Origin of the sequence: Bartonella tribocorum (genome assembly GCF_002778015.1) — a bacterium.
Classification (GTDB): domain Bacteria; phylum Pseudomonadota; class Alphaproteobacteria; order Rhizobiales; family Rhizobiaceae; genus Bartonella; species Bartonella tribocorum_B.
The window spans coordinates 1-23,968 of record NZ_NJPP01000029.1 but is presented as its reverse complement, the minus strand read 5'-3'; the positions used below and the strand labels follow the sequence as shown (position 1 = coordinate 23,968).

The window sequence follows — 23,968 nt, the reverse complement described above, 5'->3', positions numbered from 1 at the left end:
GAAGTAGGAAAAGCATTATTAGAATGTGGCATGCCGCATCTTAATTATCTTGAGAATGAAGTTCAAAAGCTAAGCAACAATGAGAATGCAACCATTGATGCTTGTATGATCCAAGCAGGATTTCGTGATAAAGGGAGAGCTAACTGGTGTTCTCCTTTTACCGGTAGAGACCTTCCTATTTGCCAACCTGGCGCTGTCATCCCACAGAGAAGTGTCAAGAAGCGCTTAAACAGCCCTTTTTGTAAAAAGTATAAAAACGCAGATGAATGCCAACCTTAACAATACAACACCATTCGCAAAGCGCTTTGGTTAATGTTGGCTTTGGTGCTGGAGCAACGGGTGGTGGAGGTTCAATGAGCGCCTCTTTCCAAAAAGATAAATCCTCTAGCAATTATCACAGTGTTGTGGAGCAATCCGGCATCAAAGCGGGTGATGGTGGCTTTGATATTACAGTGGCGGGTGCAACAACCATGACCGGAGGCCTTATTGACAGCAGCGCATCAGCAGACAAAAATAAATTGACCACAGGAACCATTACGACGAGTGATATTGCCAACAGTGCGCATGCGACAGCCAGCAGCCATGGTTTTAGCCTTTCTGGAAATGACACGATAAAAAACATTGCCAAGAATGTTTTAAATCATGGTAAAGCCAAGGATGGAGCAGAAGGTGAAACCAAATCGGCTATCAGCGATGGCGCCATCATCTTAACCGGTGAAAGCAACCAGAGGGCGATGGGGCAAGATGCTGGAGAAATCATTGGCTCTCTCAACCGCAACACCGCAGCAGCCCACCAAGCTGTCGCACCAATAGACGCCACATCGCTTGAGGGAGCAGTGCATAATCGCCTAGACATGATCAATGATTTATCTGATGAAGGATTGGGTTATTGGGATAAAGTGCGTAAAATGGCATATTATGTTGCCCACCCAGTGGGTGAGGTTGCGCATGATGAAAATGGCAATACCCTCTATTTAACCAATGAAAATGGAAAACCTATAAAAGGCAATGATGGAAAAAATATTGTTTTGTATCATTTTTTAAAACCAGAGGAAGAGGAATATTTACAAAAAGGCTCTGATGGCAACAGGCGTATGTTCTATAATGGCATTTTAAATTCCCCTGATGATGCAGCGCGTAATGCCGTCCAAATGGCTGATGATGATAATGATCACGATCCCCTTTATTTTACATACTTCCCCCAAGCTGAAGACTGGGAATAAGCCGGCACCATCACACTATTTGCTAGCCCCCAATATTACGATAGTTCTTGGCACTTAAGACGGTTCATAAGAGCCATTTTTATTCCTTTCTTATACAAATTTTATCCACACACTCATCCCACTTGTTATGTGCAAATGAGTAGTTTTGATTGATTCAATATAAACAGCTTTGAAATGAGAGAATCTTACGTTATTCGGGACTCTCATGCAATATGAATAACGCTAGATTATCATTATTAAATCAATATCTTGAACAAGTCATGTATATTCTAAACAGTCAAGCCAAAGGTGGTTTGATGGCAGAACAAGAAGCTTTTGATGATGAGCGCCAAGCATTAGAAAATTGGACACGAACCGATACGATTACGTGGGTTAAAAACGGGGCGCTTACAGGAGGAAAAATCCAACCAAAGCCAAGTGCACAATTCCCTAATGGCTTCTTTCAGTTGTTTAATGAATCGCGTGAAGCGATAACACATGTCACAGGATTGTCGGCAGAGTTTATAGGCACAAGAGAGGTTAATCAAGCGAATGTGTTGGAAAATACACGCCGGCAATCAACGCTTAATTTGCTTGCAGGTTTATTTGATAATCTTAAGCTATATCGATGTCGACAGGGAAAGATTATCTTTCGGAATTTAAATAATACAAGGAGGATTAAAATGGGTAGTTCAAGCTCACACAGTGGTTCACATTCATCAAGTTGGTTTCACTCTGACAATTGTGATGTGGGTGGTTATGCTCATGATACAGGTACCGGTGCATTGGCAGGAGGAGTTATTGGAGGACTAGTTGGTGCCGGTGCTGGTTTTTTAGTTGGTGGTCCATTAGGTGAGGGTAGGAGAATTTGTCGAAGAAGGGTTAAAGGGCGCAGCAGCAGGCGGACTTTGGTCTGGTGCACATAAGGTAGATGAATGTATTCATAGGTAAATTAAAGGTATGCTGTTTCTAATTTATTAGAAAATAGCTAGTAAAATATTTCTGAGGTCAGTGATATTGTAAACATACTTTAAAGCTATGGCTGATCGATTTCAGGGATATTTTTGTGCATGATAATAAATATTTTATTTTGGATTTTTTTGTTATGAATGCTTTTACTGGCTCCTTGGTAACAGCAATTAGATTTGGACTTTGCATATTTTTTACAATAGATTTAAAGGAAAGAACTGGAGTATAAAAAATCAATATTATGTTTTTTATTTCCTATTTTTTAATCTTTTTAATTATTTCAAGAATGGTTCGGTTTGAGAATATTATCTTTTGTATAAGAATTCTTAGTTTATAGTTTTTGAAAAGTGATTATTTTCTTATATATCATAATTTATTGAAAAATAATCAATTTTTATGAAATAAAGAGAATTCTCTCTCTTGATTATTATTCATCGTCTTGTGAGAAAGGAAGGGAAGCAATTTCCGTATCAAGGGCATCCATAAAATCGATAATAAAGGCAGCATTAGTCCCCAAATCTCTTGGCAAATAACGAGAAGCAGAACGCATATCAACAAAGGTTGTATTACCTTCATCGGTTAAACGAATGACAATGTCTGAAATAAAACCAAGATAAAAAGTTTTAGCTCTTGTTTCAATATAAATCTCATTTTCGTCGCCTTTGAATTCTCGTTGTGCTACAATAGGCCAATCATAGGCTTCTAAAACATTGAGAACGGATTCGCGAATACGGTTAGGTGAGCCATCATAACGGCGCCCCGACATTTCTGGCCATTGTGAGCTCTGTAATGTTGTTTGTTCAGTTAAGGTACTTTTAAGTGGCAAAGCATCATTGGGACGTATTGTGCGAAAAAAAGCCGGTGGCCTTTGTGTATCGGTAGAAACATCATAAAGAGCAGGTAAGGTAAACCAAAGTCCAAAAAAGAGCATCAATGGTGTTGCAGTTATTAATGAATAAACGATCCCCTTTAAAGCTTTCATTCCCCCTAGGGCTCCATAGACCCATAAACTATGAAGTGCTTTAATCGCGAGAAAAAGAGAAATAATCACACAGCAAGTAGAGATTCCTATCAAAATTATAAAGTCGCTTACGTTAAGTACGGAAAAACGTTGTAAAATGATCGAAAATAATAAAATAAAAAACGCTAATCCCCCAAAGCGAGGGGACCATACCGCTGCTCTTGAAATTAATCGAACATATTTCTTCTTCATGAAGTTTTTCCCCTCAACTGTAAATTATAAGCAAAGTTTTTTCAGATTACCTATCTTACAAAAAGCTTTTGCTTATAAGATAAAAGTAAAGCACTTATTTTTGAGGTCAAGGATGCGTGATGTCTCATCAATTTTCAGCGATTATTTTAGCGCTTCATTGAAGGTAATAAATTTCTTCAGCACTTTATGATGTCATTGATCGAACTTTATAAGAATGTTCGTAAATACGTAAAAATAAGATCAACGAACAAGTTTTTCCGTTTTTATCAGCATATAGCTTTCCTTTTTCTCTTCTCGTTGTGGGGAGTTTTTTCTGTCGGATAAGTCTATCGAATAATGGAACACTATTAGGGTACAAATTCACGGCACTTGTTTTTAAGAGACATCTCTCAACGCTTGTCACACTCATTGTGCGACAGTGCCTATGAAGGGTAATAACGATAAAGCGATTGAACATCCCCACTTTTACGTTTATGAAGAAGAAAACCAGCATTATCATTCTATTTGTTCGCTCCAATGTTGCGATAGCTTTTGAGCAGACCGTTTATAAGAGGTATTTTTAGTTCTTTCTCGTACAGTTTTTATTTACACGCCAATCTCGCTTTTGAAGTGCAAAAGACATGGTTTTGATTGATTCAATATGGGATAATTTGGGAATGAGAGAATCCTACGATATTCGGAGCACTTATTCAATAGTGAAAGAAATAAATTATTATAAATCAAAGTATTATACAAATATGAGTATATAAAACAGACACTCTACATCATATTGATAATCAATGGGCTGATTTTTTCTTTATACATGTGGTTTGTATTTTAATAGAAGATTATGTGAGAGGATTAAAAATACTTTTCTATCTCAATAAAAAATTTGAGAATCTAAAATCAGACAAACCGGAATTCGAATATTTGATCAATAGAGGAAAAAGATAACCGTTTTGATAGATTTTGTTTCGTTTTTATTAAGAAATAGGTCGTTGTACAAATGAGAAGTGAGAATATTTTTATTTATAAAATATGCGGCAGGTAGCAGATGAAAGAAAAGCTTCACTTTCTTTTTTTGCAAGGGAAGAAGGGAAAAAAATGCGTAAAATGACAAAACCTTCATTCAAATTTTTAGCAACCAAAACTGAATTGGCATTTTTTTGAGGTTTTGACTTTTTGAGTTCTATGATTTGTATTGGTTTTCCAATGATAAGATCGAGTGTAGCATCAGGGGCTGTTCGGTCATTAAGGCTATAAAAAATAATTCCGTTGTGTGTATAGGCTGCCAGTGACCAAAATTGTCGTGTTTTTAAAGCTTTTAAATGAACAGGTCCATTTTCAAGATTAAATCTGCAGACTTTAAGAAGAAAGAGTGGATCAGCAGATTGTTGAATAGGATTATCGGGAGGTAAATCAACAAATTGATAAGGGGCTCCAGATTTTTTAAGGCTTGTCCATATATTATTTTGTGCCCAAGTGGGGATCATAAAGAGAACGCAAATATGAACAATAATAGCGCCAATGATTGCAAGAAGTGCGGTATGAATAAATCTAGTCACAATTTATTTGTCCTGATGGGATTTGTTCTATAGAGGGCATTGTAAGCTTTTGTAATGCCGTTGCTGAGATGATTGAGGTATCGTATAGGGTGAGAATAAGCCCGAAATCTTTTTGGCTCACTGTTGCAAGCCAATTTCCGGCTTGCGGTGTGGATGAAATATTGATGCGCAAGGAGCCATCATGTTCATAAGTAATAGCGTTCGTGTGGAGTTCAAAAGGTATATCTTCCGATGAAGTATAGGGTTTAAGGGATTTATCAGCTGTATAAAGGGTAAAAAGACGGGTTTCAGGGATGGTGCCTTTGAGAAAATAATGACAGAGAGGGTGGAGTGGACGCCCTTGGTTATCTTGCCAAATTTGGAATCTAATACCTTCAGTGCGTCCGAGCGAAACAATGCCTCGTTTGGCTGTGCGGGCGCGGGTGTAAGGGTCCATATTGGCGGTTCCCACTTGTGGGTAAGCACTCCATTTTCCAATTGTAAAACGCCCAAAATGAGGAAAGGAATTGAGCACATAATCAACACTCAGTATTCCACATAAAATGGAAAAAGCGAAAATAAAAAAGAAAATGGTGATATTAAAACACATCAGTGAATATCTTGAAGTCAAAATATTGAGTCTCCAGTTTTTTTCAAAGAGATTGCAGAGTATTTCTTTAGATCTTTGTTAATCAATCGTAGGATATTCAATGTTTCAGGAGAAAGCGTAGAGGGTATTGGAGTAAAAAATTCAGAATCTGTATGAGAGGAAGGTGTTGGGGGCTGATAAGGAAGGAGAGAATTTTTAACACCATAGAGCTGTTTGAGCATGATATTTTGATGTGCAGCGAGCATGATACGATGCCATATCATGGCAGGAACTCCACCCCCAAAAGCACGATTCATTGGTGAAAAATTATCATTTCCCATCCATACTGCTCCGGTATAATTTCCTGTAAAGCCAACAAACCAAGCATCGCGATAGGATTGTGATGTTCCAGTTTTTCCAGCAACAAGAGTCATGGGCAGAGCAGCACGCTTACCGGATCCTCGTGTTGTAACACCCACCATCATTTGGTTTATATAAGCAGCTGATTGTTCACTGAGTACTCGATGCAGCTTATTACCGTTACGTTCAAAATCCCATACCACATGACCATCGATTGTTCTTATTTGTGTGAAACCATGACGATTACCCGCTATCCCGCCATTCGCAAAGACATTAAAGCCAGTTGCTTGATCCATGGGGGTCATGTTGGAAGTCCCAAGGACCATCGTTTTGTGTGATAAAATATGCGCGTTAATCCCCATATTCTTGATGAGATCTATGATGGGTTTTGTATCGCGGTGAAGATATTGATAGGTGAGATAAACAGGGACTGTATTAATAGAAAAGGCTAAAGCCGTTGCTAAATCAATTTTTCCAAGATAACGACCAGAATTGTTTTTTGGTGTCCACCCCCCCCAATTGATGGGGGCATCTAAAACGATTGTTGAGGGTGATAGACCGTGTTCTAGGGCGGTTGCGTAAACATAAGGCTTGAATGAAGAACCAACTTGTCGTCCACCTTGGGTTGCTCTATTAAATTGGCTTTTTTTATAGTCCAGTCCTCCAACAATGGCACATACAGCGCCGTTATTGTCAAGTATAACAGCGGCTGCTTGTGTTACGCGATATTGTTGACCATATTGATATAAATGATATTCAATTGATTCCTCTGCTAATTTTTGAAGTTTTGGATCAAGCGTTGTTTGAACAATTAAACTATGGCTTGGAAGTTGATCACGCATTTTTTTGACTTCTTCGAAAGCCCAATCAAGAAAATAATCAGGCTGATTATTTTCTACTTGGGGAAGGGCTCTAGCAGGATGGCGATGTGCGTTGATAATCTGGCTTTTTGTCATAAAGCCGCTGTTAACAAGATTAGAAAGGACGACATTGGCACGGGTTTGAGCAGCAAAGAGATGACGATGAGGAGCATATTTTGTTGGAGCTTTAAAGAGTCCTGCGAGCATAGCCGATTCACTTAAAGAGACATGACGTATATTTTTCCCAAAATAAAATTTGGCAGCTGCTGCAATACCAAAATTATTTCCTCCCATATAGACTCGGTCAAGATAAAGTTGCAAAATCTGTTTTTTGCTAAAATTGGCTTCTAACCAAAGAGCAAGATAAGCTTCCTTGATTTTACGTGTTATGGTTCTCTCGTTTGTTAAGAATAAATTTTTAGCCAATTGTTGTGTGAGAGTTGAACCACCTTGCACCACACCTTTAGCTTGCATATTTTGTGAAATTGCTCGTGTAAGTCCCTGAAAATCAATGCCCCAATGATCAAAAAAACGACGGTCTTCTGTCGCGAGAACCGCTTTAATAACAGTGTCGGGCATTTCTTCAACAGGGACAGAGATCGCCGGCAGTGCACCACGGTGCCCAATAGGATTTCCATAACGATCTAGAAAAAGAATGGAAAAATTTTTTGGAGAAGACCAGTCTGTTTTGGTCAGTTCAAAAACAGAAATGCCTAAAATGGTAAAAAGAGTAAAGCCGATCAACCCTAATGTTAGTATTTCATCGAGAACTTCAACAATAAAGCGTTTCCATCCTTGAAGATGAAAATTTTGTGAGATGATTTTTGCCTTTTTCCAGAAAAAACTGTTAGCAGAACGAATGCGATAAAGCGCTGTATCTAATCGTGCATCTAATTCGATGAGGGTAGGGCTATAAAATGGTTTATGGTGTTTTTCTTTCTTTTTTTTAAAAAAATCAAACATTTAAAGAGAGCCTATGGAAAAGCAATACAATCAAACAAATCGAAAATAATGACCTAAAATAATTATATGGAGTAGAAATATTCTTTTGCTATAGTGCTAACAAAGAAAGAATTTATATTAGAATTATTCACTTCTCGTTAAGGAGGTGTATTAAGATTTTATTATTTTATTCAATAAATTTTCTTCTTGTTATTAAAAATATTTTATTTTGAATTTTTAAAAATTTGGAGTAACATTAACGTGTTATTCTATAAGAGAGAGGATAGATCATTTTCCATTTGTGCTTTTTAAATCGACCCCAAAAAAACCATTATTTCTTTTATCCTTCAAAAGGAAGAGAGTAGGTTATTGAGATATCTATGATGAAAAAAGTTTTCTTATTCTTAATGTTAGCAAATTTTTTAGGGGCAGATTCTGTTCTGGCTGCTGGTTGTGCTGAGGTGGGTAAGACGGTTGCAACTCAAGAGAAAGGAGTTCTCGTCCGTTCAAAACTTGTTGTTCACGATGGGAAGGGTATGTGTGAAATTGTGGTTGTTGTACCAGCCCGTAATGGTGAAAAATTGCGCCGTGTTGAGTTTTCTGTTCCTGCTGATTAGTTTTTGGCAGATGGTATTGTGATGCGTATTTTAATCGTTGAAGATGATCGGAATCTTCACCATCAATTAGCAGAAGCTGTAAGACAGGCAGGGTATGTTTCCGATAGTGCTTTCGATGGTGAAGAGGCTTATTTTTTAGGAAGCACGGAGTCTTATGACGCGGTGATACTTGATATCGGTTTACCGTATATTGATGGTATTCGTGTTGTTGAAAAATGGCGTCAAGAAGGGCGCACGATGCCTGTTTTAATGCTAACGGCACGAGATCGTTGGTCTGATAAAGTTCTTGGTATTGATGCAGGAGCTGACGATTATGTTGTGAAGCCATTTCATTTGGAAGAAGTGATGGCACGCTTGCGGGCATTAATTCGTCGTACTACAGGACATGCGACAAGTGCATTATGTTGTGGAAATGTTTTGTTGGATACGAAGACGTCTCGTGTTTTTGTAGAGGGCCAATTGATTAAACTAACGTCTTATGAATTTAGACTTCTCTCATATCTTATGCATCATTGCGATAGGGTCGTTTCAAGAACGGAGCTTACCGAGCATCTTTATGATCAGGATTTTGATAAGGATTCAAATACGGTGGAAGTCTTTGTTGGTCGATTACGGAAAAAGCTTGGCGTGGATTTGATCGAGACTATTCGAGGAATGGGGTATCGCATGAGAACGCTAGGTGATGGATGAATGTTTTCAAAGAAGATAATTGGTTTAAGAGGTTCTTTTTTGTCATTACGCGATCTCTCAGTTTACGTGTTATGATCTTATCAACACTATGGGTTGTTATTTCCCTTTTATCGATTTCTGCAGTGAGTATTTTATTTTATAAGCGTTCAACTGAAGAGAGCTTAGAACGGATCCTTTCTGCTCAACTCTACAGTTTGATTGCAACAGTGACGGTAGCCCCGGACGGCACGTTGAGAGGTGGGGCAGGGATTGATGATATTCGCTATGCTGATCCAACAACGGGATGGTATTGGGAAGTTATTGCCATATCCCATAATTTAAAAGGAAGATTGACCTCTCCCTCATTAGGGACAGAAGAAATATTTACACCCAGCGATGTCGATATACCTTTTGACAATAAATTCTTTCGCTCTTATCGGATAAAGGGAAAAGATGGTCAAAAGCTGCAAGTGATTGAGAGTGATGTTGTTCTTGATAATAAAAATCATATTGCACGTTTTCGGCTTTTTGGGAATATTGATGAAGCGCATGCCCAAGTAGAGGAATTTAAGAAAACTTTACAAATTTTTCTTTGGAGTTTTGGTATCGGGAGCGTTCTTATTAATATTGCTATTATTTTTTTTAGTTTTCAACCGTTAAAGCTTATTCGACGCGTATTGAATGATATTCGCGAGGGGAGAGTTCATTATGTGAATACAGATTTAGTCAGCGAAGTGATGCCGCTTGCACAAGAGATGAATGCTCTCATTAAAAATAATCAGCGTATTATTGAGCGATTTCGCACACAGGTTGGTAATCTCGCGCATTCATTGAAGACACCTCTGTCTGTGATTATGAATGAGACAGATAAGATGCGCGGAGAAAAGGCTTGTTTGTTAAGAGAGCAAACACAAATCATGCAAGCTCAAATCAATCATTATCTTCAGCGGGCACGGATTGCAGCACAATGCGATAGTATTGTCTATCATACATCTGTTCGCAGTGTTGTTGATCGTTTGGTGCGGGTTATGAAAAAGCTTAATCCTGAAAAACAAATTCAATTTATTATGGATGTTGATGATATTGTTTTTTCTGGAGAGAGGGAAGATTTAGAAGAAATTATAGGGAATTTAATTGAAAATGCGACTCAATGGTCTCGCGCAAAGGTATTGATCTCTTGTTGTTTAGAAGAAAACGTTGAAGAAGAAAAATATTTTAGTATTCTTTTCGAAGATGATGGCCCTGGTTTAACAGAAGATAAAATTGATGAAGCATTAAAAAGAGGGCGGCGGTTTGATGAAAGTAAACCGGGGACAGGTTTAGGGTTAGCCATTGTTTCAGATATGGTTAATGAATATGGTGGCAACCTCTCTTTATCGCGTTCTGTCTTGGGTGGGTTGTGTACAAAAGTCTTATTACCCAAAATGGGAAAATAGCATATTTTCCTTTTAAGGAGGATATGTCTATGAAAGCTTATAAAAAATCTTTAGGCAATACCTAAAATACCTAAAGAGTATTAGGCATTTCAGAGATCCGTATTTATAATCGAAATATGAAAAGAAAACCTTGTTTTTATTTTTTTGATATAAGGGATCTCTATGAGAGAAAGGAATAATAGATTTTATGCTGTTCTCCATAAAAAGATGAAATCATTTCACATCACTCTTCATCATGAAGAGGATAAAAGGTAAGCGCGTTATCCTCTGTTCGTATTGGAAAAAAATGATATGCTTTTACTCATTTTTGCAGCATTTTTTCTCACTTTTCTGGCAATAATTCTTTTTCTTTCACTCCGTTTTGACGATGGGGGAGAGAAAAAGTGGCAAGTTCAGACCATGAATAGCTATAAAAGTCATAGGCATATGGTTGATGATAAGCTTTATAGGCCTTATAAAAAAAGAAATATTCTTAAAGCTTTAAGTGTTTTTTTTGTTCTTCTGATGACATGGAGTATTTATGGCCTGACAGGCAGCCCAGAAGTGAAAAGTTATTTTTTTAGCGAATTAATGGATAAAGATCCTAAAATTTTAAGTCAGCAAGAAAAGCTTGTTCGTCTACAAGTGCTTTTTTCCCGCTCCCCTCATGATGGCAAGTTAGCAGATGCGTTAGCGGTAGGGTATCTCGAAGAAGGCTATTTTCAAGAAGCTGTAAATACTTATTTAGATGCCCTTCGTTTGAATGGAGAAACAGCTCCAAGGCTTGTAGGATACGGTTTAGCATTGATTGGTTATGAAGGGGGAATGATAACGCAAGAAGCACAAAAAGCTTTTCAAAAAGCAGCAGATTTAGCGCCAACAGATTTTTATCCGCGCTTATTGTTGGCCGATGCATTTCATCAAGCTGGAAAAACGGCACAGGCAGTACAGTTTTTACAAAGCTTTCTTGATACAATGCCTGAAAATTTTGCAGGACGATCACGGGTTGAAAAAATGATGATTCAGTTACTGGGCTCATCACGTGAACAGACCATAAAGGGAGCAGAAAAAGCAAAGCCATCGTCGCCCATTGAGATGATGAAATAAAGAAAAAAACTATTTAGAACGACAAGAGGGGTGATCACTCTAGAAGTAGAAGGTGTGTGGAGAAGATGGAAGAACAGCAATGAACAGTGCCAAAAGCGTGGTGCAAGTCATTATAGATTAAATAAAAATTGGTGTAAAAATTAAAAAAGGTGATAAGCTTATTGGTAAAGGTGAGGGATTGGATAAAAAATTGCACCTCTATAGAAGGAGAGCAAAGCTCTTAAAAAATATGGATGCTTATATAACATGTTTAAAATTTTTTCGTAGATGATGAACAATTACTCTTTAGAGAATTCTGCTTCGTTGAAGGTTGTTTTAAAGCAGCGAAAAAAAAAGCGCTTACTGATCATCTTATCATGTTGTTTGGTTATGGCAATTGCAGCAAGTCTCATCGTGTATGCAATGCGCCATGCGGTCAGTTTTTTTAGAATGCCTTCTGAAATTACAACAGAAGATATTTTAACGGGACGCCCTTTGCGTTTGGGCGGCTTTGTTGAAAAGGGAACTGTTCAATATCAAGGAGAGAGTGGCGTTATTTTTTTTGTAACGGATAACACAAAACATGAAAAAGTGGTTTTTAATGGTGCCTTACCAGATCTTTTTCGTGAAGGTCAGGGAGTGGTTATCGAAGGGCATTTCGATAAACAGGGTTTTTTTATAGGGACGCGTATTCTCGCAAAACATGATGCAACTTATATGCCTAAAGAAACTGCTGATCGCTTGAAAAAGCATTACAGTGTGGAGAAATAATTCAATTGTGCTTGTCGAACTGGGTCATATTTTTTTAGCCGCAGCATTTGCAGTAAGCTTATTAGAAGCTTTTTTGCCTGCTTTAGGTTTTTGGAGGAGGGAGCGTTTGTTAATGCAAACAGCTATCCCTCTCACATATACCACTTTTATACTATTGCTCTTATCTTTTTTAGTGATGATTTACGCTCATGCTGTATCTGATTTTTCTGTTTTGAATGTTGTTGAGAATTCTCATTCAGAAAAACCAATGCTCTATAAAATCACGGGTGTTTGGGGCAACCACGAAGGCTCTATGTTATTATGGGTTTTAAGTCTCACTTTTTTTAGTGCATTGATAGCTTTCTTTAGCCAATATTTGCCAGAAGATTTTAAGACACTTATTTTAATTTGCCAAAGTTGGATTACAAGCGCTTTTCTTTTATTTATTCTTTTTATATCCAACCCATTTTTACGTGTGAATCCACCAGCATTACAGGGAAATGATCTCAATCCTCTTTTACAAGATATTGCATTAGCCATTCATCCACCCCTTCTTTATTTAGGGTATGTTGGTTTTTCACTTTGCTTTTCTTTTGCTATTGCGGCATTGATCATGGGACATATTGATAGAATTTTGGCGCGTTGGATGCGTCCTTGGCTTTTGATTTCGTGGTGTTTTTTGACATTGGGGATTATGGTTGGCTCCTATTGGGCTTATTATGAGTTAGGATGGGGAGGGTATTGGTTTTGGGATCCTGTTGAAAATGTTTCGTTTATGCCTTGGCTTTCAGGAACAGCTCTTTTACATTCTACTCGTGTTCTCGAAAAACGAGGAATATTAAAAAGTTGGACTGTGTTTTTAGCACTACTCACTTTTTCTCTTTCTCTTATGGGAACGTTTCTTGTTCGTTCGGGACTTTTAGTTTCTGTTCATAGTTTTGCTGTTGATCCAGCACGGGGGCAAGCAATTCTTGCACTTTTATTTTTCTTTACGGGGGCGGCTTTTCTTCTTTTTGCTTTGCGCATTCCTCTTTTAAAAACAGAAAGATTTTTTCAACCAATTTCGCGTGAAGGGTTGATTGTTTTAAACAACTTGTTAATAACAACAATAACAGCAACAGTGTTGATTGGTACGCTCTATCCTTATTTTATTGAGATGTTAACAGGGCAAAAAATTTCTGTAGGGGCTGCTTTTTTTAACCTTACCTGTGGACCGTTCATGCTTTTGCTGTTGTTGTTTGTTCCGTTTGGGCCAATGATGGCATGGAAACGCGGCGATTTTCTCGCAGTTTTTGAGCGGTTGTGGTTTGTTTTTGTCTTGGTTGCTGTCGTCTGTTTTATACTATTTTATGCGGTATCTTTGCGTGATGTTTTTGCAGTTTTAGGCGTTGGGCTTTCAGCGTTTGTTTTTTTAGGCAGTCTAGTGGATTTGTGGGTAAAAAGTGGACATGGAAAGAGAGCCTTTTCAGGACGCATTAAGAGATTTTTTGGATTGCCATGGTCTGTTTTTGGTACAGCAATAGCACATATGGGATTAGGTGTTACATTATTTGGTATTGTCTGTGTGGCAAGTTTTGGGCAAGAACGTATTTTAACCATGAATACAGGAGAGTGGGTAACGATAGCGGATAAAACGCTTCATTTTGATGCCGTGCATGAGGGTGTTGGTTCGAATTATTCGGCAATGGAGTTTTATTTTAAAATATATGAAAATAAAAATATTGTGGGTCATGTAACAGCCTCAAAGAGATTTTATTCAAGCCAAAATACATCGACAACGGAAGTTGGTCTTCAAAATTATGGCTTATCGCAGCTCTATATTGTGCCAGGACATCTCGATCATCGGGGGCTTGTTGTGCATATATGGTGGAAGCCTTATGTAATGTGCATTTGGTTAGGGGCATTCATGATGGCTATGGGAGGATGTCTTTCTCTTCTGGGGTATTGGTTTCGCACTGGAGTGTACAAGAGGGTACTGCTTGCTTTAATTTTTTGGAGAAGACATTGAGATGAAAAAAATTCTTTGGATTTTATTTTTTTTAATGGCAACGTTTCCTTTTCAATTTGCGATAGCGGTAGAGCCGGATGAGATTTTAAAGGATACGGTTCTTGAAAGGCGAGCACGCGATATTTCATCGCATTTGCGATGTCCGGTTTGTCAAAATCAATCAATTGATGATTCAGATGCTTCTCTGGCACGTGATTTACGGCTTTTAATTCGAGAAAAACTAAAAATGGGTTATAGCAATCAGCAAGTGATTGACTTTCTTGTTGAACGATATGGTGAAGTTATTCTCTTAAAACCACCATTTAATAAAACAACCTGGTTTTTATGGTTTTCGCCTTTGATTATTATTATCATTGGTGCAAGTGTTATATTTTTCCAGTTAAAACCGTATAAGCGTGAGAAAATAATTAACTGCAAATGCAACTGAGCAAAAACAGTCAAAGGTGCCATTGCCTTAAAAAAGATATTCCATAAAAGGGAAAATCTATCTTATCTGCAATGAGTATTCAACCTTATTGTAATTATATGAGAGGATACTAAAATCTTACAAAACTTTAACAATTTAGACAGAAAACGGTAAGGTCTGGTATTTTATAAGCGATTAGATTGGGATAGAAAGTATGATTGAATAGGAGCATAGAGTAAATGTTAAAAAAAACTTTCTTTAAAACATTTGTCGCAGTAAGTTTTTCCGCTGTATTGGAGAGTGCGCTGTTTTTTAGTGGAAGTACATCAAGCTTATGGACGACAAAGGCTCATGCGAGTTCTATATTTACTTCGTTAGTGCAAAAACAGGGATTTGCAGATATCGTTGATCAAGTGAAACCAGCGGTTGTTGCAGTGCAAGTAAAGAACACTAAAAAGAAAAAAGAAGATTGGTCTTTTAAAGACTTTTTTAGTGGTCCAGGGATGGATAAATTACCAGATCAACATCCTTTAAAAAGGCTTTTTAAAGAGTTTTATAATTTTGATAAGCCTAAAAGTAAATTTCCCCATCGTTCAAAAAGACTCCATAAAGTTGGTTTTGGATCGGGCTTTTTTATTTCGTCTGATGGTTATGTTGTGACCAATGATCATGTAATTTCTGTAGGGACAGGTTATATTGTTATTCTTGATGATGGTACAGAATTGGATGCAAAGCTCATTGGGACAGATCCCAAAAGCGACCTTGCCGTTCTAAAAGTAGATGACAAAAGAAAATTTTCCTATGTTGATTTTGGCGATGATTCAAAGCTTAAGGTTGGCGATTGGGTTGTTGCTATTGGTAATCCATTTGGTTTGGGTGGAACTGTGACAGCAGGTATTGTTTCGGCACGTGGACGTGATCTTGGCACGGGCATTTATAATGATTTTATTCAGATTGACGCTGCTATTAATAAAGGAAATTCTGGAGGTCCAACTTTTGATTTGAATGGCAAGGTTGTTGCGGTTAATACAGCAATTCTTACTCCTCCAGGTTCAGGAGGCAATGTTGGGATCGCTTTTGCTATTCCGGCAGGGACAGTGAAACAGGTTGTGCAGGAACTTATTGAAAAAGGTTCAGTTGAGCGGGGTTGGCTTGGGGTTTCGCTTCAGCCCGTAACGAAGGAAATTTCCGATTCGATAGGTTTGAAAGAAGCCAAAGGTGCTTTGGTTGCTGATTCATTCACAGGACCAGCAGCAAAGGCTGGTATCAAGGCTGGTGATGTTGTTATTTCGATAAATAATGAAAAGATTGCTAATAGGCTTGATTTAGCGAAACGTATTGCAAATACTAAACCAGGAGAAACGGTAACCGTAGGGATTTGGAGATCCGGTAAGGAGGAGAGTATAAAGGTCAAACTTGCTTCAAGGCCTGCAAATGAAGATAAGAAAGAGGGTTCAAAATTTTCAAATGGACGCGATGAGTTAGATGAAACATTGGAAGATTATGGTTTGATCGTTGTTCCTTCTGATGATGGTATAGGCGTGGTCGTAACGGATGTCGATATCGATTCAGATGCTGCAGATAAGGGAATCCGCCCAGGTGATATCATTGTGACAGTGAATAATAAACCGGTTAAAAATGTCTCTGATATTATCAGTACAATCGAAGATGCTCAGCAGTTAGGGCGAAAAACTATCCTCTTACAAGTGCGAACAAATGATGAAAATCGTTTTGTTGCTCTTCCAATTTTCAAAAAATAGCACTTTATTATGAGTGGGACAGAGATTTTGTAGATTTCTGTCCTACAATGCGATTTTATAAAAATAATGGAGATGCGTTTTATGAAGATACTCGTTATCGAAGATGATCATGAGACGGGGCATTATCTCGAAAAAGCTTTTTTGGAAGTAGGGCATTCTGTGGATGTTGCTTATGATGGGGATACGGGATATGCTTTAGCAACCACGGAAAATTATGATGTTATGGTTGTTGATCGAATGCTTTTGCATCGTGATGGTCTTTCTATTATTGCTGAATTGCGTGCTAAAGGCAATGAGACACCGGTTCTTATTCTGTCGGCTTTAGGGCAAGTTAATGATCGTGTAACAGGGTTGCGTGCAGGGGCGGATGATTATTTGACAAAGCCTTACGCTTTTTCTGAACTTCTTGCGCGTGTTGAAGTTTTACAACGGCGGAAAAATCCTAAAGAAGCAGAAACTGTTTATTGCGTAAGCAATCTTGAGCTTGATCGGTTAGCACATACGGTAAAACGGGGTGATAGAAACATTCTATTGCAACCACGAGAGTTCCGTTTACTTGAATATTTAATGCGCTATGCGGGGCAGGTTGTTACACGCACTATGCTTTTGGAAAATGTTTGGGATTATCATTTTGATCCACAAACAAATGTCATTGATGTCCATATCTCTCGTTTGAGAGCCAAAATTGAAAAAGGTTTTGATATTCCGCTTCTTCATACTGTGCGGGGCGCTGGATATATGCTGAAAGCACCAGATAATAAATCATGAATCGTTTGATTAATATAATGCGCACAACAGCGCTAAGGCTTTCAGCACTTTACATTTTATTGTTTGGATTGGTGGCAACAGGTCTTTCTATTTATATGACGGCGTTTTCTGCTTCATTGTTAACAGAGCAAACAGAACAGGCTTTACATGAAGAATTCAAGTATATTGAAAATGCTTATAATTATGGAGGGCTCTCTTTATTAATGCGCACGATAAATTATCGTTCAAGACAGCCAGGGGCATTTCTTTATCTTGTTACGGATCCTATGGGGCGTATTTTAGCAGGCAATGTAGCACATATTGAATTAGGTCTTTTGAATCAGAGAGGTTTGATTTCTACCTCCTTTTTGTATTCACGTTTTGGAGAATCGGGCAAAACAAGTGAACATCGCGCTTTGGCGGTTATTTTTGATTTGCCTAATGCTATGAAGGTTCTTATAGGACGCGATTTGGATGAGCCAGAACGTTTTGCGGTGGTTATTCGTAAAGCTGTGGTCATTGCACTTACAGCAATGGTGGGAGGCGCTTTACTCATATGGTTTTTTGTTGGCAGGAGAGCTTTACAAAGAATTGATCAAGTCACGGCAGCATCACGGCGCTTGATGGATGGTGATTTCAGTGGGCGTTTACCGGTTTCTGGGGTAGGAGATGAGTTTGATCGGTTGTCAACGAATCTTAATGTTATGTTAGATCGCATTGAAGAGTTAAATATTGGTTTGCGTCAAGTATCAGATAATATTGCTCATGATCTGAAAACACCGTTAACACGTCTTAGAAATTGTGCTGAAGAGGCGCTTTCGGGAAACAAAACAAAGCTTGAATACCGTCAGGTCCTTGAGAGAGTTATTGCTGAATCAGATCAGCTTATTTGTACGTTTAATGCGATTTTAATGATTTCACGCATTGAAGCAAGCAGTGCAATTGAGCATCTTGAGATGATGAATATGAAACTAATCCTTGAAGATGCTGTTGAGATTTATGAACCTTTTGCTGAACAGTCAGGCGTTTTACTTCAGTTAGGAGATATATTTGATAAAGAGCTTAAATTGAATCGTGAGCTTGTTGCGCAAACAATTTTTAACCTTATCGATAATGCGATTAAATATGCATCTAAAGATGGAGAACAAGCGAAGGTTTGCTTATCAATGGAATATCGCGATGAACATTTATTAGTTGTTGTAAGCGATAATGGTCCAGGAATAGCAGAGGATAAACGTGAAAAAGTAACAGAACGGTTTGTTCGTCTTGAAGAAAGCCGTACACAACCTGGTTTTGGGATTGGTTTAAGTATAGCAAAAGCAGTTATGAAGTTGCACGGGGGTGAATTATTACTTGAAAATGCAAATCCAGGGCTTAGGGCTGTTTTGTTATTTCCTTAAAGATATTTTCTTCACTTTTTGCTTTTCATACGCAACGACGATTTTAAAAGTATAATGCAATAGATAAGGAAAGCAAAATGCTTTGCAGGGGAGATAGAGATGAAACAAGCTTTTTTTAAAACACAGCTGCTCCCTTTATGTTCTCTCAATGAAAGTGGTTCTCAATGGTTAAAAGACATGGAAGAACAAGCAAAGAAAGAAGGTTTAGAATCGCTTGTTTCTATCATTTCAGAGAATGGAACGCAGATTGATTTTATTCGCGCGGTTATGACTTTATCTCCTTTTTTGCGTGAGGTTTTAATTGCCAATCCATCATATCTTAGTCCTTTATTGCATGTTGATATAGAAACAAGGCTGAGCGAAATTATCGATGATATTACGCTTATCGATAAGGATGAATCGATAAATGAAAATGCATTGATGGCTGCTTTAAGGCGTAAAAAACGAGAAGCGCATGTTCTCATTGCTTTAGCTGATTTGAGTGGTATTTTTACTTACGAAGTTTCATGTTCTTGGTTGACACGTTTGGGTGAAGCTGTATTAGGTGTAGCATTGCGTTTTCTATTAAGAGAAGCACATGATCATGGTAAGATCAATTTGCTGAGCCGCGAGAATCCAGAAAAAGACTGTGGTTTAATCATTTTAGGGATGGGAAAATTAGGAGCAGGGGAACTTAATTATTCTTCTGATATTGATCTTATTGTTTTCATTGATGAAACGTCCCCTCATATTGGTAATCTTTCTGATAGTGTCGATGTATTTTCTAAAATGGTGCGCCGATTAATCCGTATCATTCAAGAGCGCACTGCGGAAGGATATGTTTTTCGTCTTGATTTTCGTCTTCGTCCAGATCCAGGATCAACACCTTTGGCCTTACCAGTAAGGACTGCCTTGCGTTATTACGAAGGGCGTGGACAAAATTGGGAACGAGCCGCTATGATTAAAGCACGTCCGGTTGCTGGCGATAAAAGAGCGGGCTTTAACTTTCTTAAAGAGCTTTTTCCCTATGTGTGGCGAAAATATTTAGATTATGCTGCAATTGCTGATATTCATTCGATTAAACGTCAAATTCATGCGTATAAAAGTTACGGTCAAATTGCAGCTTATGGCCATAATATAAAGTTAGGTCGTGGTGGTATTCGTGAAATTGAATTTTTTGTTCAGACACAACAACTTATTGCTGGTGGACGTTTTCCTCAATTACGTGGGCGTCAAACAGTTGCGATGTTAGCAGAGCTTCACATGCTTGGTTGGATCAGTGAGAAAACGAGAGATAGTCTTATAAAAAGCTATGCTTTTTTAAGAAATGTGGAACATCGTATCCAGATGCTTACGGATGAACAAACGCATCTTCTTCCCAATGATATTTCTCAATTTACGAGTGTTGCTTATTTAATGGGCTATCATGACAGCAGCAGTTTTATCCGTGATTTATTAAAAACACTTCAGGTTGTTGAAAAACACTATGCAGCACTGTTTGAGAATGAACAAGAACTTGGTTTAGAAATTGGTAATTTAGTTTTTACAGGAGAAGAAGATGATCCGGAGACATTAATAACATTAAGCCGTTTAGGTTTTGAAAGAGCGAGTGATATTTGTCGTATTATGCGCACCCTCCATTGTGGTCGTTATAAAGCAACACAATCCGCTGAAGCGCGCGAGAGATTAACAGAATTAACACCAGCTCTTTTGAAAGCTTTTGGTGCGACAAAACGGGCCGATGAAGTGATGTTGTGTTTTGATCGTTTTTTACAAGGGTTGCCTTCAGGAATTCAGCTTTTTAGTCTTTTGCAGTCTAATCCCTCTCTTTTAGATATGCTTGTCCTTATTATGGGAGCTGCTCCACGTCTTGCGGAAATTATTACACGCAAACCCCATGTTTTTGATGGAATGTTGGATCCCAATATTCTTTCAGAATTACCAACAAAAACCTATTTAGAAAAACGTCTTGAATATTTTCTTGAAGATGTTCTTTCTTATGAGGAAATTCTCGACCATTTAAGGATTTTTGCAGATGAACAACGTTTTTTGATTGGTATTCGAATTTTGAATGGTACAATTACAGGAGAAAGAGCAGGTTTTGCTTTTACTGCGCTTGCTGATCTTATGATTGCAAAAACATTTGCTGCCGTTCAGGAGGAGTTTTCTCGTCTTCATGGCCGTATTAAAGGGGGACGGGTTGGTATATTGGGAATGGGGAAACTTGGAAGTCGTGAATTAACAGCAGGTTCGGATGTCGATATCATTTTGCTTTATGAACATGATGATGATGCAGAAATATCTGATGGAGAAAAGCCTCTTTACATCGCTCAATATTATACGCGTTTAGCACAGCGCCTCGTTTCTGCTTTATCGACACTTACAAGCCAAGGTGTTCTTTATGCTGTTGATTTAAGGTTACGACCCTTAGGCAATAAAGGACCAGTTGCTGTTTCTTTTCCATTTTTTAAAAAATATTATCGTCAAGAAGCATGGATATGGGAATATCTTGCTTTAACAAGGGCTCGAGGCATTACAGGAGATTCTGATTTTTTACAAAAGCTAGAAAATGAAGTGTGTGCAATTATTGCTATTTCTCGTAATAAGAACGAAGTTGCAAAAGAAGTGTGTGAAATGCGCTCTTTGATTGCAAAAGAAAAGCCGCCAAAAAATCAATGGGATTTTAAAACGATGCCTGGTGGCATTATGGATTTGGAGTTTATCGCTCAATTTTCTCTTATTACGCATGTCATTGATTTTCAAATTGGAGCGACGACCGAGGATATTTTAGATCGCTTACCGAACAGTTTTCTTAATCAGTCATGTATTGCTGATTTACATTATTCTTATGGACTCTATACAAATTTGAGCCAAATTATACGGCTTTGCTTAAATGATCCTCTTGATCCCAATGATATGCCACCCGGATTAAGTGATCTTTTGTTAAATAGTGTTGGGGAACCCGATTTGCTTCGTATTGAACAATTAATTGTAGAAACCGGGAAATTGGTCTGTTCAGTTTTTACAAAAATTATAAAATATTAAATATATTTTATAATAAATTTATAAAAGTATTGAATGTCATTTTTAATAAAACATAAATAGAATAATAAAAAATGTTTATTTCATTATACGCTTGAGAGCTTTAGAGAGTGAAAATTGTTCTCTATTACTTTCTCAAGTATGATGAAAGATTTTTTTGTTAAATGAGTTTATTATACGCATTATTCTTTGTACAAAAAGCCATGTAGTAACGACCTTTTAGTGAGTGATATTTTTTATGAGCATGAGCTTATGGGTATGATAGGAGCATATGGCTCATTTATAAAGCAGCAGGATATCAGATACACCTATGCATTGAAAGATCTTCAACCCAAAAAATATAGGCAAAAGTGTTTTTATCACATAGATTGAGATAAAATTTTATAGAGGTGATGGCTATATACCATTTCTTATAACACTAATATTACGAAGATATTTAAGTAAATAAGATAAAAATCTTTGTTGATTATCTTTCTCATTTTTTCAAAAAACCGATGTTATATCTATTTATATAATGCTTTATAATAATAAGAAATATGAAGATATAAAAGCGAATAAAGATTAATAATTTAAGATAAAAATAAAAAAGTATTTAAAAGTTTTTACAATATTATTTATTAAAAAATAATTTTAATTTTTATAATTGTGTCATTTTTGCTATAGATTTYTTGCAAAAAATGTGAAACGATTTACTATTATTTACGTATCACATTAGCTTTTAGGGGAGCAATTATGATTACAAAGTACTTAATCTCAACATCTATCTTTTCTTTAATTTCAATTTCTGTATTACAGGCAGCAGATATCATTGTTCCTGAACAGCCTGTTCCTGTTATTACAACGCCTTCTTTTTCTTGGACAGGGTTTTATCTTGGAGGGCAGATTGGTGGCTTTTCAGGTAAAACAACTGCAAGTTATTTAGAAGAAGAGGCGAAGATATGGAATCCAATTAAAAAAGGACTTTTACCTAAACTTTCTGGTTTTATCGGCGGCGTTTATGCAGGTTCCAATATTGATATCGATAATGGTTTTATTATAGGTATTGATACGGATATTATATGGTCTAATAAAGAGAATACGAAGGATATTTCTCTACCGAAAAAAAAACAAACTGGAGAATCATTACCATCTTCAGGAAGAGCATATCTAACGAGAGATTCTCGTGAAGAAGATTCAACAACACGTGTTGAAGTGATACATCATACTTTAAAACAAAAGTGGGCTGGTGCTACGCGGGTGAAAATTGGTTTTGCAATTGAGCGTATGATGCCTTATATTTCCGGAGGAGTTGCTTATACACAGCTTAAGAATATTTTTGCGACAGTACCTGATAGCAAAAGTAGGGCAATTGATTTTTCTGATTTACGTCATGATGAAAAAAAGACCATGATTGGTTATACCCTTGGAGGGGGGGTTGATTTTGCAATGACTGATAATGTTATTGTTCGTGCAGAATATCGTTATTCAGATTTTGGCAAAAAGAAGCTTATACATGATAAATTAGAAATGGGCTACAAGACAAACGATTTCCGCGTGGGTGTAGCTTATAAATTTTAATTTTTTGTAGAATTAGAATTAAACAATTCAAAAGCCTCATTTTTAAATGAGGCTTTTATTTTTCAAATAGGTGTTGAAAAATATTATTTTACTCAGAAGAGATACTGTTTTATTTGAACAATAGTTTTATTTATAAATACACATCACTATTTTATGTGGAATGAGAATTCTAAATATCGTAGAATTCTTTCATTTCAGATCTATTCTATGTTGAAACAATCAAAACCATGTTTTTTGTATGCCAAAAGCTGAGAGAGTCGTGAGAATAAAAACATTAAAGAAAGCATAAAAATGCCTCTTATGAATGGTCTCAAGTGCTAAGAGCTGTCGCAACATTTGGGATAAAGTGTATAATGGTAGCAATTTTCTTCTTCATAAACGTAAAAACATGGCGCTCAATGGCTTTATCATTAAACCATTCATGGATGCTGTCGCAAAATGGGGTTGGATCGTAAAGATGCTCATTTAAAACAAACGCATAAATTGGCAAGCCAATAGTGTTCTGTATTTGAAAAACCTCTCACAAAATCAACTTTTCGTGTTTTACGTTATCGTAGAATATTTTATTTAGTAACTAAAAAATCGCATACAATGACATCTATAAGATAACTCAATAATAACAAAAAATTTATATCATAATTTTTTATTATTATTGGATAATTTTACGCTTCATTATAGATAATAATACAGGGAAATATAACTACCATAAAGAATATTATAAAGTAATTTATAGAAAAAATAGATAAAAAATTATGAATTTATCAGGACATAAAAAACATTATTACCTATACCTATTATTGAAATAAAATTGATTATTTTTATAAATATTTTTAAATATTCGATAATGACTATTTAGTATAATAGTATAGGATAT

General features: G+C 37.0%; 18 protein-coding genes and 1 pseudogene. 15 read left to right on the top strand and 4 right to left on the bottom strand.

Features of this window, described 5'->3' with window-relative positions; all coding sequences use genetic code 11:
* From CEV08_RS07245 to CEV08_RS07235, 3 genes and pseudogenes are all read left to right on the top strand, one after another.
* Positions 1–279 (top strand): hypothetical protein (locus CEV08_RS07245; protein ID WP_100131000.1); only part of this gene is annotated, 279 nt, incomplete at its 5' end.
* Positions 267–1,223, top strand: a complete 957-nt coding sequence (locus tag CEV08_RS07240; RefSeq protein ID WP_245407067.1) for a hypothetical protein — start codon at positions 267–269, stop codon at positions 1,221–1,223. The genes CEV08_RS07245 and CEV08_RS07240, both read left to right, overlap by 13 nt.
* A 239-nt stretch (positions 1,224–1,462) precedes the next feature.
* Positions 1,463–1,870 (top strand): annotated as a pseudogene (locus CEV08_RS07235) (portal protein); the annotation flags it as partial.
* 728 nt (positions 1,871–2,598) lie between these two features.
* Here CEV08_RS07235 and CEV08_RS07230 read toward each other — a convergent pair.
* From CEV08_RS07230 to CEV08_RS07215, 4 genes are all read right to left on the bottom strand, one after another.
* Positions 2,599–3,384, bottom strand: a complete 786-nt coding sequence (locus CEV08_RS07230) for a DUF1499 domain-containing protein (protein WP_100130996.1) — start codon at positions 3,382–3,384, stop codon at positions 2,599–2,601.
* 1,004 nt (positions 3,385–4,388) lie between these two features.
* Positions 4,389–4,928, bottom strand: coding sequence for a DUF1254 domain-containing protein (locus tag CEV08_RS07225; RefSeq protein ID WP_100130995.1), 540 nt, complete (start codon positions 4,926–4,928; stop codon positions 4,389–4,391).
* Entirely contained in the window at positions 4,921–5,517 is a 597-nt protein-coding gene (locus CEV08_RS07220) for a DUF1214 domain-containing protein (protein ID WP_100130994.1), read from the bottom strand. The genes CEV08_RS07225 and CEV08_RS07220 overlap by 8 nt, the downstream gene beginning before the upstream one ends.
* Positions 5,518–5,534: 17 nt before the next feature.
* Positions 5,535–7,679, bottom strand: a complete 2,145-nt coding sequence (locus tag CEV08_RS07215; RefSeq protein ID WP_100130993.1) for a transglycosylase domain-containing protein — start codon at positions 7,677–7,679, stop codon at positions 5,535–5,537.
* Positions 7,680–8,038: 359 nt separating this feature from the next.
* Between CEV08_RS07215 and CEV08_RS07210 the strand changes: the two genes are divergently transcribed.
* The 12 genes from CEV08_RS07210 to CEV08_RS07155 all read left to right on the top strand — a co-directional run bounded on the left by CEV08_RS07210 (position 8,039) and on the right by CEV08_RS07155 (position 23,094).
* Complete coding sequence (locus CEV08_RS07210; RefSeq protein ID WP_100130992.1) at positions 8,039–8,275, top strand: hypothetical protein; 237 nt, start codon at positions 8,039–8,041, stop codon at positions 8,273–8,275.
* Between the two features lie 21 nt (positions 8,276–8,296).
* Positions 8,297–8,965, top strand: coding sequence for a response regulator transcription factor (locus tag CEV08_RS07205; protein ID WP_100130991.1), 669 nt, complete (start codon positions 8,297–8,299; stop codon positions 8,963–8,965).
* The gene (locus tag CEV08_RS07200) at positions 8,962–10,380 is read left to right on the top strand and encodes an ATP-binding protein (RefSeq protein WP_100130990.1); all 1,419 of its coding nucleotides are present in this window, start codon (positions 8,962–8,964) and stop codon (positions 10,378–10,380) included. The genes CEV08_RS07205 and CEV08_RS07200 overlap by 4 nt, the downstream gene beginning before the upstream one ends.
* Positions 10,381–10,671: 291 nt before the next feature.
* Positions 10,672–11,466 (top strand): tetratricopeptide repeat protein, encoded by a 795-nt coding sequence (locus tag CEV08_RS07195; RefSeq protein ID WP_100130999.1) that lies wholly within the window; start codon positions 10,672–10,674, stop codon positions 11,464–11,466.
* A 270-nt stretch (positions 11,467–11,736) separates the two neighbouring features.
* Positions 11,737–12,216, top strand: coding sequence for a cytochrome c maturation protein CcmE (gene ccmE, locus CEV08_RS07190; RefSeq protein WP_100130997.1), 480 nt, complete (start codon positions 11,737–11,739; stop codon positions 12,214–12,216).
* Between the two features lie 7 nt (positions 12,217–12,223).
* Positions 12,224–14,203, top strand: coding sequence for a heme lyase CcmF/NrfE family subunit (locus CEV08_RS07185; RefSeq protein WP_100130998.1), 1,980 nt, complete (start codon positions 12,224–12,226; stop codon positions 14,201–14,203).
* Between the two features lies 1 nt (position 14,204).
* The gene (locus tag CEV08_RS07180) at positions 14,205–14,630 is read left to right on the top strand and encodes a cytochrome c-type biogenesis protein (RefSeq protein ID WP_100130989.1); all 426 of its coding nucleotides are present in this window, start codon (positions 14,205–14,207) and stop codon (positions 14,628–14,630) included.
* A 218-nt stretch (positions 14,631–14,848) separates the two neighbouring features.
* Positions 14,849–16,369 (top strand): Do family serine endopeptidase, encoded by a 1,521-nt coding sequence (locus CEV08_RS07175; RefSeq protein WP_100130988.1) that lies wholly within the window; start codon positions 14,849–14,851, stop codon positions 16,367–16,369.
* A gap of 81 nt (positions 16,370–16,450) precedes the next feature.
* Complete coding sequence (locus CEV08_RS07170) at positions 16,451–17,137, top strand: response regulator transcription factor (RefSeq protein ID WP_100130987.1); 687 nt, start codon at positions 16,451–16,453, stop codon at positions 17,135–17,137.
* Positions 17,134–18,516, top strand: coding sequence for a sensor histidine kinase (locus CEV08_RS07165; RefSeq protein WP_100130986.1), 1,383 nt, complete (start codon positions 17,134–17,136; stop codon positions 18,514–18,516). The genes CEV08_RS07170 and CEV08_RS07165 overlap by 4 nt, the downstream gene beginning before the upstream one ends.
* Before the next feature lie 99 nt (positions 18,517–18,615).
* On the top strand, positions 18,616–21,540 hold the full coding sequence (locus CEV08_RS07160) for a bifunctional [glutamine synthetase] adenylyltransferase/[glutamine synthetase]-adenylyl-L-tyrosine phosphorylase (protein ID WP_100130985.1): 2,925 nt from the start codon (positions 18,616–18,618) through the stop codon (positions 21,538–21,540).
* Between the two features lie 729 nt (positions 21,541–22,269).
* The gene (locus CEV08_RS07155; RefSeq protein ID WP_100130984.1) at positions 22,270–23,094 is read left to right on the top strand and encodes an outer membrane protein; all 825 of its coding nucleotides are present in this window, start codon (positions 22,270–22,272) and stop codon (positions 23,092–23,094) included.
* The last annotated feature ends 874 nt before the right edge of the window (positions 23,095–23,968 follow it).

Bases quoted from the DNA above. Each gene is read 5' to 3' on its own strand.
- CEV08_RS07240 (WP_245407067.1), top strand. From the start codon at position 267: ATGCCAACCTTAACAATACAACACCATTCGCAAAGCGCTTTGGTTAAT.
- CEV08_RS07230 (WP_100130996.1), bottom strand. From the start codon at position 3,384: ATGAAGAAGAAATATGTTCGATTAATTTCAAGAGCAGCGGTATGGTCC.
- CEV08_RS07220 (WP_100130994.1), bottom strand. From the start codon at position 5,517: ATGTGTTTTAATATCACCATTTTCTTTTTTATTTTCGCTTTTTCCATT.
- CEV08_RS07215 (WP_100130993.1), bottom strand. From the start codon at position 7,679: ATGTTTGATTTTTTTAAAAAAAAGAAAGAAAAACACCATAAACCATTT.
- CEV08_RS07210 (WP_100130992.1), top strand. From the start codon at position 8,039: ATGATGAAAAAAGTTTTCTTATTCTTAATGTTAGCAAATTTTTTAGGG.
- CEV08_RS07205 (WP_100130991.1), top strand. From the start codon at position 8,297: ATGCGTATTTTAATCGTTGAAGATGATCGGAATCTTCACCATCAATTA.
- CEV08_RS07200 (WP_100130990.1), top strand. From the start codon at position 8,962: ATGAATGTTTTCAAAGAAGATAATTGGTTTAAGAGGTTCTTTTTTGTC.
- CEV08_RS07195 (WP_100130999.1), top strand. From the start codon at position 10,672: ATGCTTTTACTCATTTTTGCAGCATTTTTTCTCACTTTTCTGGCAATA.
- ccmE (WP_100130997.1), top strand. From the start codon at position 11,737: ATGAACAATTACTCTTTAGAGAATTCTGCTTCGTTGAAGGTTGTTTTA.
- CEV08_RS07180 (WP_100130989.1), top strand. From the start codon at position 14,205: ATGAAAAAAATTCTTTGGATTTTATTTTTTTTAATGGCAACGTTTCCT.
- CEV08_RS07175 (WP_100130988.1), top strand. From the start codon at position 14,849: ATGTTAAAAAAAACTTTCTTTAAAACATTTGTCGCAGTAAGTTTTTCC.
- CEV08_RS07170 (WP_100130987.1), top strand. From the start codon at position 16,451: ATGAAGATACTCGTTATCGAAGATGATCATGAGACGGGGCATTATCTC.
- CEV08_RS07165 (WP_100130986.1), top strand. From the start codon at position 17,134: ATGAATCGTTTGATTAATATAATGCGCACAACAGCGCTAAGGCTTTCA.
- CEV08_RS07160 (WP_100130985.1), top strand. From the start codon at position 18,616: ATGAAACAAGCTTTTTTTAAAACACAGCTGCTCCCTTTATGTTCTCTC.
- CEV08_RS07155 (WP_100130984.1), top strand. From the start codon at position 22,270: ATGATTACAAAGTACTTAATCTCAACATCTATCTTTTCTTTAATTTCA.